20 protein-coding genes are annotated in these 16,722 nt (G+C 65.6%); 3 read left to right on the top strand and 17 right to left on the bottom strand.

Features of this window, described 5'->3' with window-relative positions; genetic code table 11:
- Positions 1-14: 14 nt before the first annotated feature.
- The 6 genes from hflX to rlmE all read right to left on the bottom strand — a co-directional run bounded on the left by hflX (position 15) and on the right by rlmE (position 6,347).
- Positions 15-1,334: a ribosome rescue GTPase HflX gene (gene hflX, locus ACCQ15_RS08925; protein WP_372381428.1), complete on the bottom strand. Its 1,320-nt coding sequence runs from the start codon at positions 1,332-1,334 to the stop codon at positions 15-17.
- An 11-nt stretch (positions 1,335-1,345) separates the two neighbouring features.
- A complete protein-coding gene (gene hfq, locus ACCQ15_RS08920; RefSeq protein WP_005915027.1) occupies positions 1,346-1,624 on the bottom strand; it encodes an RNA chaperone Hfq in 279 nt (92 codons plus the stop codon).
- Positions 1,625-1,701: 77 nt separating this feature from the next.
- Positions 1,702-2,685, bottom strand: a complete 984-nt coding sequence (miaA, locus tag ACCQ15_RS08915) for a tRNA (adenosine(37)-N6)-dimethylallyltransferase MiaA (RefSeq protein WP_127167514.1) — start codon at positions 2,683-2,685, stop codon at positions 1,702-1,704.
- The gene (folP, locus tag ACCQ15_RS08910) at positions 2,685-3,587 is read right to left on the bottom strand and encodes a dihydropteroate synthase (protein ID WP_372381427.1); all 903 of its coding nucleotides are present in this window, start codon (positions 3,585-3,587) and stop codon (positions 2,685-2,687) included. Before folP ends, miaA begins: the two co-directional genes overlap by 1 nt.
- Positions 3,588-3,713: 126 nt before the next feature.
- Positions 3,714-5,654 (bottom strand): ATP-dependent zinc metalloprotease FtsH, encoded by a 1,941-nt coding sequence (gene ftsH, locus ACCQ15_RS08905; RefSeq protein WP_277575017.1) that lies wholly within the window; start codon positions 5,652-5,654, stop codon positions 3,714-3,716.
- Positions 5,655-5,714: 60 nt separating this feature from the next.
- Entirely contained in the window at positions 5,715-6,347 is a 633-nt protein-coding gene (gene rlmE, locus ACCQ15_RS08900; RefSeq protein WP_372381426.1) for a 23S rRNA (uridine(2552)-2'-O)-methyltransferase RlmE, read from the bottom strand.
- A gap of 65 nt (positions 6,348-6,412) precedes the next feature.
- Between rlmE and yhbY the strand changes: the two genes are divergently transcribed.
- Together yhbY and ACCQ15_RS08890 are read left to right on the top strand one after the other, a co-directional pair.
- Positions 6,413-6,718 carry a ribosome assembly RNA-binding protein YhbY gene (yhbY, locus tag ACCQ15_RS08895; protein WP_005915020.1) on the top strand — a complete coding sequence of 102 codons (306 nt, stop codon included), beginning with the start codon at positions 6,413-6,415 and terminating at the stop codon, positions 6,716-6,718.
- 15 nt (positions 6,719-6,733) lie between these two features.
- Entirely contained in the window at positions 6,734-7,108 is a 375-nt protein-coding gene (locus ACCQ15_RS08890; protein ID WP_029819212.1) for an Mth938-like domain-containing protein, read from the top strand.
- Between the two features lie 190 nt (positions 7,109-7,298).
- Here ACCQ15_RS08890 and ACCQ15_RS08885 read toward each other — a convergent pair whose 3' ends face one another.
- Genes ACCQ15_RS08885 through surE form a run of 4 tightly spaced genes read right to left on the bottom strand, consistent with a single transcriptional unit; the run spans position 7,299 to position 10,161 of the window.
- Complete coding sequence (locus ACCQ15_RS08885) at positions 7,299-8,078, bottom strand: peptidoglycan DD-metalloendopeptidase family protein (RefSeq protein WP_372381425.1); 780 nt, start codon at positions 8,076-8,078, stop codon at positions 7,299-7,301.
- Positions 8,075-8,689, bottom strand: a complete 615-nt coding sequence (locus tag ACCQ15_RS08880; RefSeq protein WP_003481846.1) for a YqaA family protein — start codon at positions 8,687-8,689, stop codon at positions 8,075-8,077. Before ACCQ15_RS08880 ends, ACCQ15_RS08885 begins: the two co-directional genes overlap by 4 nt.
- An 18-nt stretch (positions 8,690-8,707) precedes the next feature.
- Positions 8,708-9,385 carry a protein-L-isoaspartate(D-aspartate) O-methyltransferase gene (locus ACCQ15_RS08875; protein WP_127167516.1) on the bottom strand — a complete coding sequence of 226 codons (678 nt, stop codon included), beginning with the start codon at positions 9,383-9,385 and terminating at the stop codon, positions 8,708-8,710.
- Complete coding sequence (gene surE, locus ACCQ15_RS08870) at positions 9,382-10,161, bottom strand: 5'/3'-nucleotidase SurE (RefSeq protein WP_372381424.1); 780 nt, start codon at positions 10,159-10,161, stop codon at positions 9,382-9,384. The genes ACCQ15_RS08875 and surE overlap by 4 nt, the downstream gene beginning before the upstream one ends.
- Positions 10,162-10,260: 99 nt before the next feature.
- Here surE and ACCQ15_RS08865 point away from each other — a divergent pair, with 99 nt between their 5' ends.
- Complete coding sequence (locus tag ACCQ15_RS08865) at positions 10,261-10,803, top strand: Smr/MutS family protein (RefSeq protein ID WP_011347103.1); 543 nt, start codon at positions 10,261-10,263, stop codon at positions 10,801-10,803.
- Between the two features lie 249 nt (positions 10,804-11,052).
- Here ACCQ15_RS08865 and truD read toward each other — a convergent pair whose 3' ends face one another.
- The 7 genes from truD to kdsA form a co-directional block, all read right to left on the bottom strand.
- Positions 11,053-12,162, bottom strand: a complete 1,110-nt coding sequence (gene truD / locus ACCQ15_RS08860; RefSeq protein WP_218533407.1) for a tRNA pseudouridine(13) synthase TruD — start codon at positions 12,160-12,162, stop codon at positions 11,053-11,055.
- A 113-nt stretch (positions 12,163-12,275) separates the two neighbouring features.
- The gene (ispF, locus tag ACCQ15_RS08855; RefSeq protein WP_071118462.1) at positions 12,276-12,776 is read right to left on the bottom strand and encodes a 2-C-methyl-D-erythritol 2,4-cyclodiphosphate synthase; all 501 of its coding nucleotides are present in this window, start codon (positions 12,774-12,776) and stop codon (positions 12,276-12,278) included.
- 3 nt (positions 12,777-12,779) lie between these two features.
- Positions 12,780-13,574 (bottom strand): 2-C-methyl-D-erythritol 4-phosphate cytidylyltransferase, encoded by a 795-nt coding sequence (gene ispD, locus ACCQ15_RS08850; RefSeq protein WP_011347101.1) that lies wholly within the window; start codon positions 13,572-13,574, stop codon positions 12,780-12,782.
- Positions 13,571-13,936, bottom strand: coding sequence for a cell division protein FtsB (gene ftsB, locus ACCQ15_RS08845; RefSeq protein ID WP_008577317.1), 366 nt, complete (start codon positions 13,934-13,936; stop codon positions 13,571-13,573). The genes ispD and ftsB overlap by 4 nt, the downstream gene beginning before the upstream one ends.
- 3 nt (positions 13,937-13,939) lie before the next feature.
- Positions 13,940-15,232 carry a phosphopyruvate hydratase gene (gene eno, locus ACCQ15_RS08840; RefSeq protein ID WP_008577316.1) on the bottom strand — a complete coding sequence of 431 codons (1,293 nt, stop codon included), beginning with the start codon at positions 15,230-15,232 and terminating at the stop codon, positions 13,940-13,942.
- 124 nt (positions 15,233-15,356) lie between these two features.
- Positions 15,357-15,599 carry a hypothetical protein gene (locus ACCQ15_RS08835; RefSeq protein ID WP_041470058.1) on the bottom strand — a complete coding sequence of 81 codons (243 nt, stop codon included), beginning with the start codon at positions 15,597-15,599 and terminating at the stop codon, positions 15,357-15,359.
- Positions 15,600-15,715: 116 nt separating this feature from the next.
- Complete coding sequence (gene kdsA, locus ACCQ15_RS08830; protein ID WP_011347098.1) at positions 15,716-16,546, bottom strand: 3-deoxy-8-phosphooctulonate synthase; 831 nt, start codon at positions 16,544-16,546, stop codon at positions 15,716-15,718.
- Between the last annotated feature and the right edge of the window lie 176 nt (positions 16,547-16,722).

Raw genomic sequence — 16,722 nt, 5'->3', positions numbered from 1 at the left:
CCGTGCCGCGCCTATCACGCTTCCCAGTCTTCGCGACGATCCGGCAGCATCGCGCGCAGCGGCGCACCGTCCTGCCCGGCGGCCAACCGCTCGGCCTCGACCATCGGCAGATCGACCTCGAGCAACCAACCCTCTTCGTCGGATTGCTCATTGCGCACCACTTCCAGCTGATGCAGCTTGGAACGCAGGCGACCGGCAGACGGTGGTAACCGTAGCTGGCCGGTCAGGTGGCGCAGATCCAGCCGCTGGCCGAGCGCGTGCTGCAATTCTTCCAGCCCACGTCCGTCGCGCGCCGACACCCAGACACGCTCGCGGCGTGCCGGGTCAGGAATGCCGTCCTGCGCGTCGTGGCGCACTTCGGCGCCCTCGATCTTGTCGATCTTGTTGAATACCAGCAGTTGCGGCAGATCGCCGGCACCGACGGCCTGCAACACTTCATCGACCTGCAGGATGCGTTCTTCGCGCAACGGGTCTGCTGCATCGACGACGTGCAGCAACAGATCGGCATCGCGCGCCTCCGACAGCGTGGAGCGGAATGCGGCGACCAGCTCGTGCGGAAGATCGCGCACGAAGCCGACCGTGTCGGCAAGAATCGCGCTGCCACCCGGCAACGCAATGCGTCGCACGGTGGGGTCGAGCGTGGCGAACAATTGATCCGCCACGTAAGCCTCTGCACCGGTCAACACATTGAACAATGTCGACTTGCCGGCATTGGTGTAGCCGACCAGTGCAATCCGTGGCAATTCGCTGCGCATCCGCGCACGACGCATCTGGGTGCGCTGCACCTCGACCTTTTCCAGCCGCTGTTGCAACTGTTCGACGCGTTTTTGCAGCAGGCGGCGGTCGGTTTCCAGCTGGGTTTCGCCGGGGCCGCGCAGGCCGATGGAGCCACCGCGCTGACGCTCCAAGTGCGTCCAGCCTCGTACCAGCCGCGTGGCCATGTGACGCAACTGCGCCAGCTCCACCTGCAGCTTGCCTTCGTGGCTACGCGCACGTTGCGCGAAGATGTCCAGGATCAACCCGGTGCGGTCGATCACACGCCGCTCCAGATACCGCTCCAGGTTGCGCTCCTGGCCGGGCGACAAAGTGTGGTTGACCAGCACCAGATCGGCACCGGTGGCCTCGGCTGCGGCCTTGACCTCTTCCAGCTTGCCGCTACCGATCAAGGTCGACGGGCTGGGCTTATCGATGCGCGCGGTGAGCGTGGCGGCCACCGTGGCGCCCGCCGACTTTGCAAGGTCGGCGAACTCCTCCATCACATCGTCTTCGGCAGGCCCGCCGGAGTGGGTCTGTATCAATAACGCGTGTTCACCCTTGCGGGACCGATCAAACACGCACTGCTCCGTTACTGCTCGACGTCGTCATCTTCCGCCTGATTGCCTTCATTGGATTGCACATACCCACCACCGGGCCCCACGCGCACATTGCGCGCCGGCACCACCGTGGAAATGGCGTGCTTGTACACCATCTGACTCACGGTATTGCGCAGCAGGACCACGAATTGGTCGAACGACTCGATCGTGCCCTGCAGCTTGATGCCATTGACCAGATACACCGACACGGGCACCCGCTCGCGCCGCAGCGCATTGAGGAATGGGTCCTGTAAAGATTGCCCCTTAGCCATCGAAAAATCCTCTTCATTATTGTTCTTATTGTTCCGGTCGACACCTGCTATCCCCAGCCGGTCCCGGAAACGGGATGTTACACGCCTGAAGCCTGCCGTACAGCGGGACGATCAGCGAGGAAGCCGACAATTGCGTCCTCCAATTGATGGCGGTCACGCTCCGGGTCGAACCAGCGCGCGTCCAGCTCGCCGCGCAGCCAGGTGAGCTGCCGCTTGGCCAGTTGCCGGGTCGCCTGGATCGCCTTGTCGCGGAACTCGGCCAGGCCGCCAGCCCCATCCAGGTACTGCCAGGCCTGGCGGTAGCCCACCGCGCGCACGGCCGGCAAATCCAGCGGCGCTGCCACCGCCTGCATCTGCGGCAGCGCCCGCAGACGCTGCACTTCCCCCAGAAAATCCTGCGCCAACATCGCATCCAGCCGGTGTGCGATCCGTGCATGCAGCACCGCGCGCTCGCGTGGGGCCAAGACCACCTTCAACACGCGTACCGGCAGGCGCGGCCCTGCCGGTAGCGCCTGCCACGCGCTGATCGGCCGCCCGCTGATGCGGTAGACCTCCAGCGCCCGCTGGATCCGCTGCGGGTCGGTCGCATGAATGCGCGCTGCCGCAACCGGGTCCACACGTGCCAGTTGTGCGTGCAAGCCGGCCCAACCGATCTGCTGAGCTTCGGCCGCGATGGATGCACGCACCGTTTGGTCGGCTTCGGGCAGGTGCGACAAACCTTCCAGCAGTGCACGAAAATACAGCCCGGTGCCGCCGGCCAGAATCGGCAATTTGCCGCGTGCCACGATCTGCGCGATCGCCTGGCGTGCATCGGTGGCGAACTCCGCTGCCGAATACACCTGCCAGGGATCGCGCAGGTCGAGCAGATGATGCGGCACCGCCGCGCGCATTGGCGCGTCCGGCTTGGCCGCACCGATCTCCAGGCCGCGATACACCAGCGCCGAATCGACGCTGACGATTTCCCCGTTCCAGCGCTCTGCAGCTTCCAGCGCCAGCGCCGTCTTGCCGCTGGCGGTGGGGCCCATCACGGCGATCGCCAGCGGGCGTTGGTCGACAGGCATCAGTCCTCGTCCGGCCAACGGATCGTGGGCGCGACGGGCGCGCTGACACGCGGTACCGGAATCGCCGCCATCGCCGTCCACACCTTCAACGCATCCACGGTTGCCGCCACATCGTGCACGCGCAGCAACAGCGCGCCATGTTGTGCGGCGATCAGATGCGCGGCCACCGAGCCGTGCACACGTTCGGCGGCGATCTCGCGCCCGGTCAGTTCGCCGATGCTGCGTTTGCGCGACAGCCCGGCCAGCACCGGCAAACCGAATTCCTGCAGCCGCTGCAGCTGCGCAAGCAGGGTGAGGTTGTGCGGGGTGGTCTTATCGAATCCAAAGCCCGGGTCCAGGACCAGCCGGCACTTGTCGATGCCGGCCATCTCGGCAGCGAAGATGCGCTCGGCCAGAAACCGGTGCACTTCACCCACGATATCGTCGTAGTGCGGCGCATCCTGCATGGCGTGCGGCGCGCTGCGCGCATGCATCAAGACCACAGGCACGCGCAGGTCCGACGCCGCTTCCAGCGCACCGGGCGAACGCAGGGCATAGACGTCGTTGATTATGCCGGCGCCGGCCGCGACCGCCGCGCGCATGACCTCCGGTTTGAACGTATCCACGCTGATCGGCACGCTGGTGCGCTGGGCCAGCGCCTCAATGACCGGAACGACCCGCTGCAGTTCTTCTTCAACCGAGACCGCCGCAGCGCCCGGGCGGGTGGATTCACCACCGACATCCAGCACCGCAGCGCCCTGCTCCACCAACGCCAGCCCATGCGCGATCGCCGCTTCGCAGGTCGCATGCTGGCCGCCGTCGGAGAACGAATCGGGTGTGACATTGACGATACCCATCACCTGCGGTGCATCCAGTCGCAGGCTGCGGCCGGCGCAATCCAGTGTCAGGGTGGTATCGAACATCGGCAGTGTCTCCTGGGTTGGTGATGGTCGCCCATACGTGGGCATCGATGCGGCCCGATAACGCATCAAGGCCGGGAATTGCTCCCCGGCCTTGATGGATGCCTCGCAGATCAGCGCATGGCCGGCTTAGAGTTGCTCGGCGGGTCCGGCGATGGGCGGCAATGGACGCGGGCTACCCTTGTCGTTGTTGTTGCCACCGTCCTTATCGGACTTGCCCCAACCCGCCGGCGGCGGCGGCTCGCGGCCTTCCATGATGGCGTCGATCTGAGGCACGTCGATGGTCTCGTACTGCAGCAACAACTGCGACATCGCGTGCAGCTTGTCCAGATTCTCGGTGAGGATGGTCTTGGTCTTGCTGTAGGCCTTGTCCAGGATCGAGCGCACGACTTCGTCGATCTTGCGCGCGGTTTCGTCGGAGACGTTCTTGTGCTGGGTCACCGAACGGCCCAGGAACACCTCATCCTCTTCCTCGCCATAGGCCACCGGGCCAAGCTCGTCGGACAGCCCCCACTTGGTCACCATGTTGCGCGCCATCTTGGTGGCCCGCTCGATGTCGTTGGACGCACCGGTGGTGACCTTGTCGCCACCGAAGATCAGCTCTTCGGCAACGCGACCACCGTACAGCGAGCACAGCTGCGATTCGATCGCCACGCGGTTCATCGAATAGCGGTCGCCTTCCGGCAGATACATCGTCACGCCGAGGGCGCGGCCGCGCGGAATGATGGTGACCTTGTAGACCGGGTCGTGCTCCGGCACCAGGCGGCCGACGATGGCGTGGCCTGCCTCGTGATACGCGGTGAGGGTCTTCTCGTCCTCGCTCATGGCCATCGAGCGGCGCTCGGCACCCATCAGAATCTTGTCGCGGGCACGGTCGAAGTGGTCCATGCGGACTTCCTTCTCGCTGCCACGCGCCGCGAACAACGCTGCTTCGTTGCACAGGTTAGCCAAGTCGGCGCCAGAGAAACCCGGGGTACCGCGGGCGATGACCATCGGCACGACATCCTCGGCCAACGGCAGCTTGCGCATGTGCACGCGCAGGATCTGTTCGCGACCCTTGACGTCCGGCAGGCCGACCACGACCTGGCGGTCGAAACGGCCAGGACGCAGCAGCGCCGGATCCAACACGTCCGGCCGGTTGGTCGCCGCGATCACGATCACGCCTTCGCCGCCTTCGAAACCGTCCATTTCGACCAGCAACTGATTCAGGGTCTGCTCGCGCTCGTCATGCCCGCCGCCGAGACCGGCACCGCGATGACGGCCCACCGCATCGATTTCGTCGATGAAGATGATGCACGGCGCGTGCTTCTTGGCCTGCTCGAACATGTCGCGCACGCGGCTGGCACCCACGCCGACGAACATTTCCACGAAGTCCGAGCCGGAGATGCTGAAGAACGGCACCTTGGCCTCGCCGGCGATCGCCTTGGCGAGCAGGGTCTTACCGGTACCCGGCGGGCCGACCATCAGCACGCCGCGCGGAATCTTGCCGCCCAGCTTGGTGAACTTGGTCGGGTCGCGCAGGAAGTCCACCAGTTCGCCGACTTCTTCCTTGGCCTCGTCGCAACCGGCAACGTCGGCAAAGGTGATCTTGATCTGGTCTTCGCCCTGCAGCTTGGCGCGCGACTTGCCGAAGCTCATCGCCCCCTTGGCACCGCCGCCGCCGCCCTGCATCTGGCGCATGATGAACAGCCAGAAGCCAATGATCAGGATGACCGGGAGGAAATTGAGTACCAACGACCAGAAGCCAGGACCGGTCGAGGGCTTCTGGCGGGTCATTTCGATGCTCTTGCTGTACAGCACGTCGACCAGCTTGTCGTCGCGCGGACCGTAGACGGTGGCTTCGCTGCCGTCGGTGCGCTTGAAGCGGATCGCGTTGACGGCCAGGTTGGTTTCATCGGTGTAATCCACCGATTTGACGCGCCCGGAGTCCACTTCCTTCAGGAACTGGGTGTAGGTGATCGAGTCGGCACCGACGCCGCCCGCCATCCGCGGCGAGAAGCTCTGGAAGACAACCATCAGCACAACTGCGACGACCACCCACAGCAGCAGATTCTTGGTCAAGTCGTTCATCCTCATTGGCTCCGGTGCCCTCTACTCTTCGATGCTTGAAATACGATGGTCATTGGCAGCTTACTTGATCTGGACACGCTTGCCCTGACCGAGCGCATAAACTTCCGGGGAGCGCTTGCGCGAGGCCGCCGGCTTGCGAATCGTCACCTTCTCATAGCGGCGGCGAAGCTCGCGAATGTAGTCGTCAGACCCGACACCCTGGAACAGCTTGATCAGAAATGCCCCGCCCGGCTTGAGGTGGGTGTCGGCAAATTCCATGACCAGTTCCGCCAGGTGCATCATCCGCGGTTGGTCGACCGCATCCATGCCACTCTTATTGGGGGCCATATCCGACAGCACAAGGTCCACCGGCACATCGCCCAGCATCGCTTCGAATTGGGATAGGACGGCCTGCTCCCTGAAGTCGCCGTGAAGGAACTCCACGCCTGCCAGTGCCGGCATGTCCAGGATATCCAGCGCCACCACCCGGCCGCTGTCGCCCATGGATTTGCGCACCTGTTGCGACCACCCGCCCGGGGCCGCGCCCAGATCGACCACCACCATGCCGGGCTTGAGCAGGCGGTCGCGCTGCAGCAACTCTTCCAGCTTGTAGGCCGCGCGCGAGCGCATGCCCTCGGCCTGGGCCTTCTTCACGTAAGGGTCGGCGAAGTGTTCCTTGAGCCAGCGCTGGCTGCTTTTACTGCGGGAAGGCATTGGCAAAGGGGTCCGAACGGGTCGCCATGATACCCTGAACACCCTTTGCTTCCCTTCGATCCTGCATGTCCATTGTTCTCACCTCCGCCCAGAACCGTTTCCTGCGCGGTCAGGCCCACGACCTCAAAGCCTTGCTGCAGACCGGCGGCAAAGGGGTCACGCCGGCATTTCTGGCTGAACTCGAGGAAGTGCTCGAGCGCCACGAACTGGTCAAGGTGAAGGTGGCATCGGAGGATCGCGAGACACGTGATGCGCTGATTGCCGAGCTGATCGAACAAACCGGCAGTGCGTTGGTACAGCGCATCGGCCACGTCGCCATCCTGTACCGCCCCAGCAAGGAAAAGCGCCAGATCGTGCTGCCGCGCGGCTGAGCCAGCGAGTTCGTCATGCCTTTAAGTCAGGAACACCCCGATTACGCCTACGCGCTGCGCGCGGCCGACGGCCGCCATGCCAAGGTGAACGAGCAGATCCTGCAGCAGAGCTTCATCCTGATGCCGGATGAGCTGGTGGAGCACTGGCCGGTCCAGACGCTGGAGCAACTCCAGGCCAGTCACATGGAGGCGGTGCTGGCGCTCAACCCGGCCGTGATCCTGCTCGGCACCGGCGAACGCCAGTTATTCCCCAAGACCGACGTGCTGGCGGCCTGCCTGACCCGCGGCATCGGCCTGGAGGCGATGACCAATGCCGCCGCCGCACGCACCTACAACGTGCTGGCCAGCGAAGGCCGGCGGGTGGCCTTGGCGATGGTGTTGCCGGGCTGATTGGCTTGGGACGGGATTCGGGAATCGGGATTGGGGATTCGTAAGAGCGGGCTTCCGCAAGCTGCGCCTTCAATCGCCAAACCAGGCTAGAGCGTCAATTGGTCCAAGTGGTGAGTCCGAAGAACCCACTCTCTGTCCGGATACGAACAGCCCAGGGCCGTTGCGAATCCCGAATCCCAACTCCCCAATCTCATTTCTTCGGCAAATACAGCAGCGGATCGACCGGCTTGCCGTTGTAGCGGATCTCGAAGTGCAACATGTCGCGGGAGGCGCCGCTGCGGCCCATTTCGGCAATTTGCTGCCCCGCCTTGACGCTCTGGCCCTCGTTGAGCAGGCGCTTGCGGTTGTGACCGTACGCGGATAGCCACTGGTCGTTGTGCTTGATGATGATCAGCTCGCCGTAGCCGACCAGGCCGGCGCCGGAATACACCACCACGCCATCGGCGGCGGCACGCACGGCCTGACCGCTGGTGCCGGCGATGTCCACGCCCTGCTTGGTGGTTTCGCCAGTGACGAAGGTGCCCACCACGACGCCATCGGCCGGCCAACGCCACGAAAATCCGCTACTGACCGGTCCGGCGATCGGCGCGACGGGGCGCGGCGGGGCCACGGTGCCGCCAGCCACCGGCGCGCTGCCACCCGGCTTGCTGGTACCGGGCGGATACAACTTGAGCGTCTGGCCGGGATAGATGGTGTTTGGGGAAGACAGGCCATTCCAGGCGGCCAGATCCGCGGCGGTGATATTGGTCCGGCGCGAGATCGCGTACAGGGTGTCGCCGCGCTGCACGGTGACCGTGGCACCCGGACGCGGCACCGAAGGACGCGGCGCGGCGCTGGGGCGCGACGACGACCCGCCACCGCTCGCTCCGGGCGAACGCACCACCGTTGCGCTGCTGCAGGCGGTCAGTCCGATGGCCATTGCGAGCATGACTGCTGTCTTGCGTGCCGAATTCATCTGCGTCTTGCTCATCCGTTCGTTGTCTTCCACACCAACCAGCCCGCACCGACCGCCAGCACCGCCATTGCAACCCAGCCCAGCGGCTCGATCCAGCGATGCAGCGCCGCTTCGGCCCGCGCACCGCCCAGGCGGATCGCGCCGGCCACCAGATACACGCGCTTGCCGCGCCCGACCAACATGCTGGCGATGAATGGCAGGATCGGCACGCCGACCACGCCCGAGGCCCAGGTAAAGATCTTCAGCGGGATCGGGGTGAACCCGACCAGGACCAGCGCCCAGAACGCCTTCCACGGCGAATCGGCCACCAGCGTGCGCAGGGTTTCGATCTGCTGCTGGATCTTCGCGCTCCAGCCCAGCCATTCGATCAGCGGCTGCAGCGCGGCGAAGGCGAAATGGCCAAGCAGATAACCGACCAGGGCGCCGCAGATCGAGCCGATCAGGCTCAGGGTCGCAAACCAGAGCGAGCGCTTGGGCTCGGCCAGCGACATCGGTGCCAACATCACTTCCGGCGGCACCGGGAAAATGAAGCCCTCAACGAAGCTGAGACCGGTCAGCAGCGCGGGTGCGCGGCGATGGCGCGACCAACGGATGGCCACGTCGTACAACGGCCCAAAAATCTTCATCGAAGAACTCTCATGGATTCAATCCAGCATGCCCGACAACAGCGGGACGAACGTGACCGGCGCCAGAACCTGTTGTTCGATGGCGCCATCGGCCCCGCGGGTGAGTTGCACCAACGATTGCGAGGAAGGCCCTCCGACCGGCGCGACCAGGCGCCCGCCGACCGCCAGCTGGTCGACCAATGCATCGACCAACGCCGGTGCGGCAGCGGTCACCACGATGGCGTCGTACGGCCCGTGTTCGGGCCAGCCGATGCGGCCGTCGTCGTGCTTGCTGCGCACATTCATGCCCAGGTGCCGGAAGCGCTTGCGCGCCTGCCGCAGCAGGTCGCCGATGCGCTCGACGGTGTAGACCTCCAGCCCCAGCGCCGCCAGGATCGCGCCTTGGTAGCCGGAGCCGGTGCCCACTTCGAGCACCTTGGTCGGGGTCACCTGCAGCACCGCTTCGGTCATGCGCGCCACCACCCAGGGCTGGGAGATGGTCTGGCCATGGCCGATCGGCAGCGCAGTGTCTTCGTAGGCGCGCGAGGCCAGCGCCTCATCGATGAACAGATGCCGCGGCACGGTGCGCATCGCGTTGAGCGTGGCCTCGTCCTGGATGCCCGCCTCGCGCAAGCGCTCGACCAGGCGGTCGCGCACGCGTTGCGAGGTCATGCCGATCCCGACCGACTCCGGTTGCAGGCGCAGCCTCGGCGTCATGCCGGGCCGTCCAGCGCTGCGGTCAGCCCACCCACCCAGCCGGCAACGGTGTCCAGTGCCTGGTAGCAGGTGAGATCGACGTGGATCGGCGTGATCGAGATATGCCCGGTACGCACAGCGTGGAAATCGGTACCGGCGCCAGCGTCCTGCTCGGGACCGGCCGGGCCGATCCAGTACACGGTGCGGCCGCGCGGATCGCGCTGCGGCACGCACGGCTCGGATCGGTGGCGGTTGCCGAGCCGGGTGACTTCGAAACCGAGCACATCCGACCATGCCAGATCCGGCACGTTGACGTTGAGGATGGTGTCGGCGGGCAACGGGTCGGCCTTCAGCCGCGCCACGATTTCCACCGCTGCGCGCGCGGCGGTGTCGTAGTGATGCGCCTGGTGATTGTGCGTGACCAACGACACCGCCACCGCCGGCAAGCCGAGGAAGCGGCCTTCCATGGCGGCCGACACGGTGCCCGAATAGATCACGTCGTCGCCCAGATTGGCCGAATTATTGATCCCGGAGACCACGATGTCCGGGTCGTAATCGAGCATGCCGGTGAGTGCCAGATGCACGCAGTCGGTCGGCGTGCCGGCCACTGCGCAGGTCTGCGCATCGACGCGGCGGGTGCGGATCGGCACGTCCAGCGTCAGCGAATTGCTGGCGCCGGAGCGATCGCGGTCGGGCGCGACCACCATCACTTCATGACCGGCATGGCGCAGCGCCTCGGCCAAAATCTGGATGCCGGGGGCGTCGACACCGTCGTCGTTGCTAACCAGTACGCGCATGGGACTCCTCGGAAAACCGGGCCATGATACCGGATGCGTCCCGCGCCTTCGCGCTTGATCTTCGCGTGCGTCTGCGCTTGGACCGGGTACGCTGTGCAGATGTCGCATCCTGAAGACGAAGACGACGGCGCGTTGTTCCGCGCAGCGATCGGCGCGGTCAAGCCGATTCGTGAAGTCGCCCCACCGGCCAACGCCAAGCCACGCCCCAAGCCGCGCGCGCGCATGGCCGAGCGCGATGACGCCCAAGCGCATACCGAATTTGCGCGCCTGCTGCGCGACAGCGCGCCGTTGGAAGCGGGCGATACCGCCAGCTATCGGCGCGAGAATCTTCCCACCCGCTTGTTTCAACGGCTCAAGCGCGGGCAATTCTCGGTGCAGGACGAACTGGATCTGCACGGCGCCACCGCAGCGCAGGCCGAATCGTTGCTGCGCCAGTTCCTGCTGGACGCACACGCGCACGAACATGGTTGCGTGCGCATCATCCACGGCAAGGGACTGCAATCGGACACCGGTGCGCCCGTGCTGAAGAACCTCATGGACCGGCTGCTGCGTCAACGCAACGATGTGCTGGCGTTTCATTCGGCGCCGCCGACGCAGGGCGGTACCGGGGCGCTGCTGGTGTTGCTGGCGCGGCGGCGATAGGCCGATGATTACGCGCGAGTGATGCTAAACGGCAGCCATTGCGCATGGCGACGTGTTGTCTGGAAGGTCTGTCGCGCATGCTCGTCGGGCACGAGCCGATTCCTGTTGCGCGCCTTGTGCAGCTGGCCATCGCTCGTGGCGCCGCGACCGGCCACTATCGCCTCAGCGACCGCCGAGGCCGCTTTTGCGCGCATCGCATGATTGGACCGTCCATGCTGCCCAGCGCGATCGGCCGGCGTTTGTGCGCGATCATGCGTCGGCGCGCATGCCGACGTTGAAGCGACCGGCGTCGGTGACATCTCCCAGTTCCCACAGCACCGCGGTGGCATAACAGCCAGGCGGCAGCGCGAACTCCAATTGCAGGGTCTGTGCCTCCAGCCATCGATAGTCCAGACCCTGCGGGCGCAAGCGCAGCGCGCGGCGCTCCTGCTTCAGCCCCGCTGCTTCCAGGCCTTGGCGCAATGCTTCGGATTGCGGATCGGACAACGCGCCCTGCTCCAGCGCTGCCGCTTGATCGGTCGAGCGCAACGCGCCAATGCCCCACAACGGCCCGCTGGGATGGATATCGAAACGTGCCAATCGCTCTGCCAGGGCCTCGCTCCACGGCTCCGGGCCGAAGACGCTGCGCGAGCCGTCCAGCATCCACGCCTCGCCCTGCAGTGCGCTATCCCAACTGCCCTGCGCCAAGCGTGCGCCAAGCACGCGATTGAACAGGACCGAACGCGCTGCCGACAGCAACATCGAGCGCTGATCGTTGCGCAGCCGCCGCCTGGATGTGGGCGCCGGCAGCAACGTTCCGTCCTCAGCTTGCACATGACCGAACATCGCCAGCGCAGCCGCCACATTTGCGCCATCGCGACCGAAGCGTTGTTCGCCGAACCAATTGGGAATGCCACGCGCAGCAATCGCCTGCAGCCGTTGCTCGATCGCCTCGCGCTCGCCCTGCACCTGGCGCAGCGTCAGCACGAAGCGGTTCCCGTGCAGCGCACCGCGTTGCAGCTTGCGGTTGTGCCAGGCGCTCTGGACCACCTGCATCTGCGCATCATCCAGCGCGGCGATATCCGGCGCGATGCGCTTGGGCAGATGCACGCTGAAGCGCTGGGTGGTCACTGCATGGCGATCTTTCAGACCCGCATAGCTGACGCCCATCTCGGCGATGCCGGCCCAGTGCGCAAGCTGTTTGGCGATATACGCGGTGTTCTGGCCACGCTTGCGCACGGTGAGCAGCAGATGCTCGCCTTCGCCGGAGGGCTCGAATGCCGGCAGCTCGTCGACCTGGAAATCGTCCGGGGTGCTGCGCATCGCCGCGCTGAGCACGGCAGCGCCATGCGCACGCGGCAGCAAAGAGGTCTCGCTCATGGTGTGGTTCGCCTTCGCGCCGGACGTGGCGCGCTGTGCGCCGAATGATTCGGCGCGGTGATTGCGTCGGGCAGCATCGGCGCCGGCTCCGGCCCCAAGCGCTGCCTGTGTCGCTATTGATGAGGCACAGCGGTCCTGCCCAGCAACACCGCGGCCTGTGCAGCGATCCCTTCGCCGCGGCCGGTGAAACCCAACTGTTCGCTGGTGGTGGCCTTGACGCTGACCGCATCGAGTTCGATCGCCAGCAGGCCGGCAATGCGCTCGCGCATGGCCACCGCATGCGGGCCGACCTTGGGGCGCTCGCAGATCACGGTGATGTCGGCATTGCCGACGCGCCATCCGCGCTCGCGCAGCAAGCCATCGCAATGCTGCAGGAACTGTGCGCTGTCGGCGTCTTTCCAACGCGCATCGGAAGGCGGGAAATGCTGGCCGATATCGCCCAGCGCCAGCGCGCCCAGCATCGCATCGCACAGGGCGTGCAACACCACATCGCCATCGCTATGGGCGAGCACGCCGTGGCTGTGCGCCACGCGCACACCGCCAAGCATCACGTGGTCGCCAGGGCCGAACGCATGCACGTCGTAGCCTTGGCCGATTCGGAATTTGAAGGACATGGATTAGATCTCTTCGGGCCCGGAAACCCGGGACCCCGGGCCGGAGAAAGCAGAAGCCAGAACGGACGACTGGGGATGTGCGCTTTCCGGGTCCCGGGCTCCGAGCCCCCGGTTGACCAGTTCAAATTCGAAGCGCGCCAGATCCGCAGGGGTCGTCACCTTGAAGTTGTCTTCGGCGCCTTCCACCAGCAAGGGGCGCAGCCCCATCCGCTCCATCGCCATCGCTTCATCGGTGACCTCGACACCGGCCGCCGCGGCCTCGGTGAGTCCACGGATCAGTTGATGGCGACGAAACAGCTGCGGGGTGAGTGCGCGCCACAGGCGTTCGCGCGGTTCGGTGCCGTCGATACCTCCATCGTCGCCGGCACGCTTGAGCGTATCGCGCACCGGTGCAGCCAGGATGGCGCCGACCGGGTCGCCACGGCCGATTTCCAGCAGGCGGTCCAGATCGGCCAGGGCCAGATTCGGCCGCGCGGCATCGTGGACCAGCACGAAATCGTCGGCACGTACGCTCTCGGGCAAGGCCAGCAAGCCAGCCAGCACCGAGGCTGCGCGACTCGCACCCCCCAGGCAGGTCAGCACGGGCGTGGACTGCACGGCGGTCCAGCCGGGCCAATCGGCATCGCCGGGGGCGATTGCCACCATGATGCCGGCCAGCGCCGGATGCGCCGCCAGCGCAGCTAACGTATACGCCATCAGTGGCTGACCGCCGGCCGGCAAATACTGTTTGGGAAGCGGCCCGCCAAAACGGGTGCCGCGCCCGGCGGCCGGCACGATTGCCCAGATGGACCCGGTCATGGGTGATCCACCGGATCGATCGGCTCAGGCGCTTGCTGTGGGGGGGCCGGAGCCTCAGGCGATGCAGGTGCCGGCAGCGGCGCATCCTCGACCACGCGATAGAACGTCTCGCCCGGCTTGATCATGCCCAGCTCGCTGCGCGCGCGTTCCTCGATTGCCGCCTCGCCGTCCTTCAAATCCTTCACCTCTGCTGCCAACGCCTGGTTGCGTTGGCGCAGACCTTCGTTGTCCTGTGTCTGATGCGCGACCTGGGCTTCCAGCATCATCACCTCGCCGGAATTCCCAGGCCCGAACCAGAAGCGGTACTGCAGCCAAGCCAGCAGTACCGCCAGCACCAGCAGTAGCCAGCGCCAGTTGCGCACGGCTTATCGCTTGATCGAAACGAACGCGTCGCGGCCGGCGTAACGCGCGCCGGAGCCCAGCGCCTGCTCGATGCGCAGCAACTGGTTGTACTTGGCCACGCGGTCGCTGCGGCACAGCGAGCCGGTCTTGATCTGGGTGGCGGTGGTGGCTACGGCGATGTCGGCGATCGTGGTGTCTTCGGTTTCGCCGGAACGGTGCGACACGATCGAGGCGTAGTTGGCCGCGTGCGCCATCGCGATGGCTTCCAGCGTTTCGGTCAGCGTGCCGATCTGGTTGACCTTGATCAGGATCGCGTTGGCGGTGCCCGAATCGATGCCCTGCTTGAAGATCTTCGGGTTGGTGACGAACAGATCGTCGCCCACCAACTGCACCTTCTTGCCGACGCGCTCGGTCAGCAGCTTCCAACCGGCCCAGTCGTCCTCGGCCAGGCCATCTTCGATGCTGATGATCGGGTACTGCGCCACCCAGTCGGCCAGGAAGTCGACGAACTGCTCGCTGGTCAGGCGCTTGTTCTCGCCGACCAGGTTGTACTTGCCGTTGTCGTAGAACTCGCTGGAGGCCACGTCCAGGCCCAGCAGGATGTCTTCGCCCGCGGTGTAGCCGGCCTTGCCGATCGCTTCGAGGATGGTGTCCAGCGCTTCGACGTTGCTGCGGAAGTCCGGCGCAAAGCCGCCTTCGTCGCCCACCGCCGTGCTCAGGCCATGGCCCTTGAGCACCGACTTGAGCGAATGGAAGATTTCCGTACCGGCGCGCAGCGCTTCGGAGAACGAGCTGCAACCGACCGGCAGCACCATGAACTCCTGGAAGTCGACGTTGTTGTCGGCATGCGCGCCGCCGTTGATGATGTTCATCATCGGCACCGGCAGCGCCACGTCGGATTCGGTGATGGTGGACAGGTACTGCCACAACGGCTGCTTGCGCGAGGCGGCTACGGCATGCGCGGCGGCCAGCGAAACACCCAGCAGCGCGTTGGCGCCCAGGCGGCCCTTGTTCTCGGTGCCGTCCAGATCGATCAGGCGACGGTCCAGGCCCTGCTGGTCGGCCGCATCGAAGTTCTTCAGCGTCTCGGCGATGGTCCCGTTGACGTTATCCACCGCGTGGCGCACGCCCTTGCCCAGGTAGCGGGTCTTGTCGCCATCACGCAGCTCCACCGCTTCCTTGGTACCGGTCGAGGCACCCGACGGCACGGCCGCGCGGCCGAACGAACCGTCGTCCAGCGTGACTTCGGCCTCCAGCGTGGGATTGCCGCGGGAGTCGAGGATTTCGCGGGCGAGGATCTTGGCGATAGTGGTCATAGGTCCGTTCGGTTACCAGTAAGGGGGGAAGTACACCGGAAACAAGCTGCCGGATTATCGCTGCACACCGGTCCATTGCCAAATCGCATGTCGCCGCTACACGCAGCACGTCGCGGGCGGACCGCTACGCCATCAAGCCCAACAGCGACAAACCAGACAGCAGCAGCAAGACCAACAGCAGGATCAGCGCGGCGATCGCCGCACCAGGCTGGCGACTCAGCCGCAATGCAGCCGAGCCCGTGGCCAGGCTACTGACAACGGCCATGGTGGCCATGATCAGCGTGATGCGCATCGGCAGCTGCGTGGCTTGCATGGCATGGTCGCCATCGCCCGGCATGCCGATGCTGGCGGTAAACAGAACGGCCATGACCGCCATGCACGCCCACGCCGCGATCGACGCGGCCAGTGCCCACCAGCCCCAGGGCCACTGGTGCCACCGCCGCTCCCGGCGGCGCGCTGCAGCGGCCGCGCGCTGATCAGAACTCACGCAAAGCGCGCAAACCCGTGCTTCTTGGTGACGGCGTCCAGCTCCATCAGGGTTTCGAGCAGTTCTTCCATGCGATCCAGCGGCCACGCATTGGGACCATCGGACAGCGCCTTGGACGGATCCGGGTGGGTTTCGGCGAACAGGCCGGAAATCCCGACCGCCACCGCCGCGCGCGCCAGCACCGGCACGAACTCGCGCTGACCACCGGAGCTGCTGCCCTGCCCGCCCGGCAACTGCACCGAATGGGTGGCGTCGAACACCACCGGACAGCCGGTGTCGCGCATTACGCTCAGCGAGCGCATGTCGCTGACCAGGTTGTTGTAGCCGAACGAGGCGCCACGCTCGCAGACCATGATCTGCTCGTTGCCGGTGGATTTGGCCTTGTCCACCACCGGCTTCATGTCCCATGGCGCCAGGAACTGGCCCTTCTTGATGTTGACCGGCTTGCCGGCGGCGCAGACGTTCTTGATGAAGTCGGTCTGGCGCACCAAAAATGCCGGGGTCTGCAGCACGTCGACGACGGCCGCGACCTCGTTCATCGGGGTGTATTCGTGCACGTCGGTGAGCACCGGCACGCCGATCTGCTTCTTCACCGCATCCAGCACCTTCAAACCCTCTTCCAGGCCCGGGCCACGGAAGCTGGTGCCGGAGGTGCGATTGGCCTTGTCGAAACTCGACTTGAAGATGAAGTTGACGCCGAGCTTGCCGGTGATCTCCTTGAGCCTGCCGGCCACGTCGAGCTGCAGCTGCATCGATTCGATCACGCAGGGGCCGGCAATCAGGAACAGCGGCTGGTCGAGGCCGACTTCGAAGTCACACAGTTTCATCAGGTCACCTAAGTAATTAAGCCCCTCTCCCGTCGGGAGAGGGGTTGGGGTGAGGGTACGGGTTGCAAGCGCTTGTAAGGCCAGATGGTTTGCCCTGGTTGGCGCGGGGCGACGCGTTCATCACAGCTGCCATCTTCCAGTGCGTTGCGGTGCCCCTCTCATCCGCCCTACGGGGC

The sequence above is a fragment of the Xanthomonas sp. NCPPB 1754 genome, assembly GCF_041475725.2.
GTDB lineage: Bacteria > Pseudomonadota > Gammaproteobacteria > Xanthomonadales > Xanthomonadaceae > Xanthomonas > Xanthomonas euvesicatoria.
This window is presented reverse-complemented; position numbering and strand designations above follow the sequence as displayed.

Bases quoted from the DNA above. Each gene is read 5' to 3' on its own strand.
- hfq (WP_005915027.1), bottom strand. From the start codon at position 1,624: ATGGCTAAGGGGCAATCTTTACAGGACCCATTCCTCAATGCGCTGCGG.
- miaA (WP_127167514.1), bottom strand. From the start codon at position 2,685: ATGCCTGTCGACCAACGCCCGCTGGCGATCGCCGTGATGGGCCCCACC.
- folP (WP_372381427.1), bottom strand. From the start codon at position 3,587: ATGTTCGATACCACCCTGACACTGGATTGCGCCGGCCGCAGCCTGCGA.
- ftsH (WP_277575017.1), bottom strand. From the start codon at position 5,654: ATGAACGACTTGACCAAGAATCTGCTGCTGTGGGTGGTCGTCGCAGTT.
- rlmE (WP_372381426.1), bottom strand. From the start codon at position 6,347: ATGCCTTCCCGCAGTAAAAGCAGCCAGCGCTGGCTCAAGGAACACTTC.
- yhbY (WP_005915020.1), top strand. From the start codon at position 6,413: ATGTCCATTGTTCTCACCTCCGCCCAGAACCGTTTCCTGCGCGGTCAG.
- ACCQ15_RS08890 (WP_029819212.1), top strand. From the start codon at position 6,734: ATGCCTTTAAGTCAGGAACACCCCGATTACGCCTACGCGCTGCGCGCG.
- ACCQ15_RS08885 (WP_372381425.1), bottom strand. From the start codon at position 8,078: ATGAGCAAGACGCAGATGAATTCGGCACGCAAGACAGCAGTCATGCTC.
- ACCQ15_RS08880 (WP_003481846.1), bottom strand. From the start codon at position 8,689: ATGAAGATTTTTGGGCCGTTGTACGACGTGGCCATCCGTTGGTCGCGC.
- ACCQ15_RS08875 (WP_127167516.1), bottom strand. From the start codon at position 9,385: ATGACGCCGAGGCTGCGCCTGCAACCGGAGTCGGTCGGGATCGGCATG.
- surE (WP_372381424.1), bottom strand. From the start codon at position 10,161: ATGCGCGTACTGGTTAGCAACGACGACGGTGTCGACGCCCCCGGCATC.
- ACCQ15_RS08865 (WP_011347103.1), top strand. From the start codon at position 10,261: ATGTCGCATCCTGAAGACGAAGACGACGGCGCGTTGTTCCGCGCAGCG.
- truD (WP_218533407.1), bottom strand. From the start codon at position 12,162: ATGAGCGAGACCTCTTTGCTGCCGCGTGCGCATGGCGCTGCCGTGCTC.
- ispF (WP_071118462.1), bottom strand. From the start codon at position 12,776: ATGTCCTTCAAATTCCGAATCGGCCAAGGCTACGACGTGCATGCGTTC.
- ispD (WP_011347101.1), bottom strand. From the start codon at position 13,574: ATGACCGGGTCCATCTGGGCAATCGTGCCGGCCGCCGGGCGCGGCACC.
- eno (WP_008577316.1), bottom strand. From the start codon at position 15,232: ATGACCACTATCGCCAAGATCCTCGCCCGCGAAATCCTCGACTCCCGC.
- ACCQ15_RS08835 (WP_041470058.1), bottom strand. From the start codon at position 15,599: ATGGCCGTTCTGTTTACCGCCAGCATCGGCATGCCGGGCGATGGCGAC.
- kdsA (WP_011347098.1), bottom strand. From the start codon at position 16,546: ATGAAACTGTGTGACTTCGAAGTCGGCCTCGACCAGCCGCTGTTCCTG.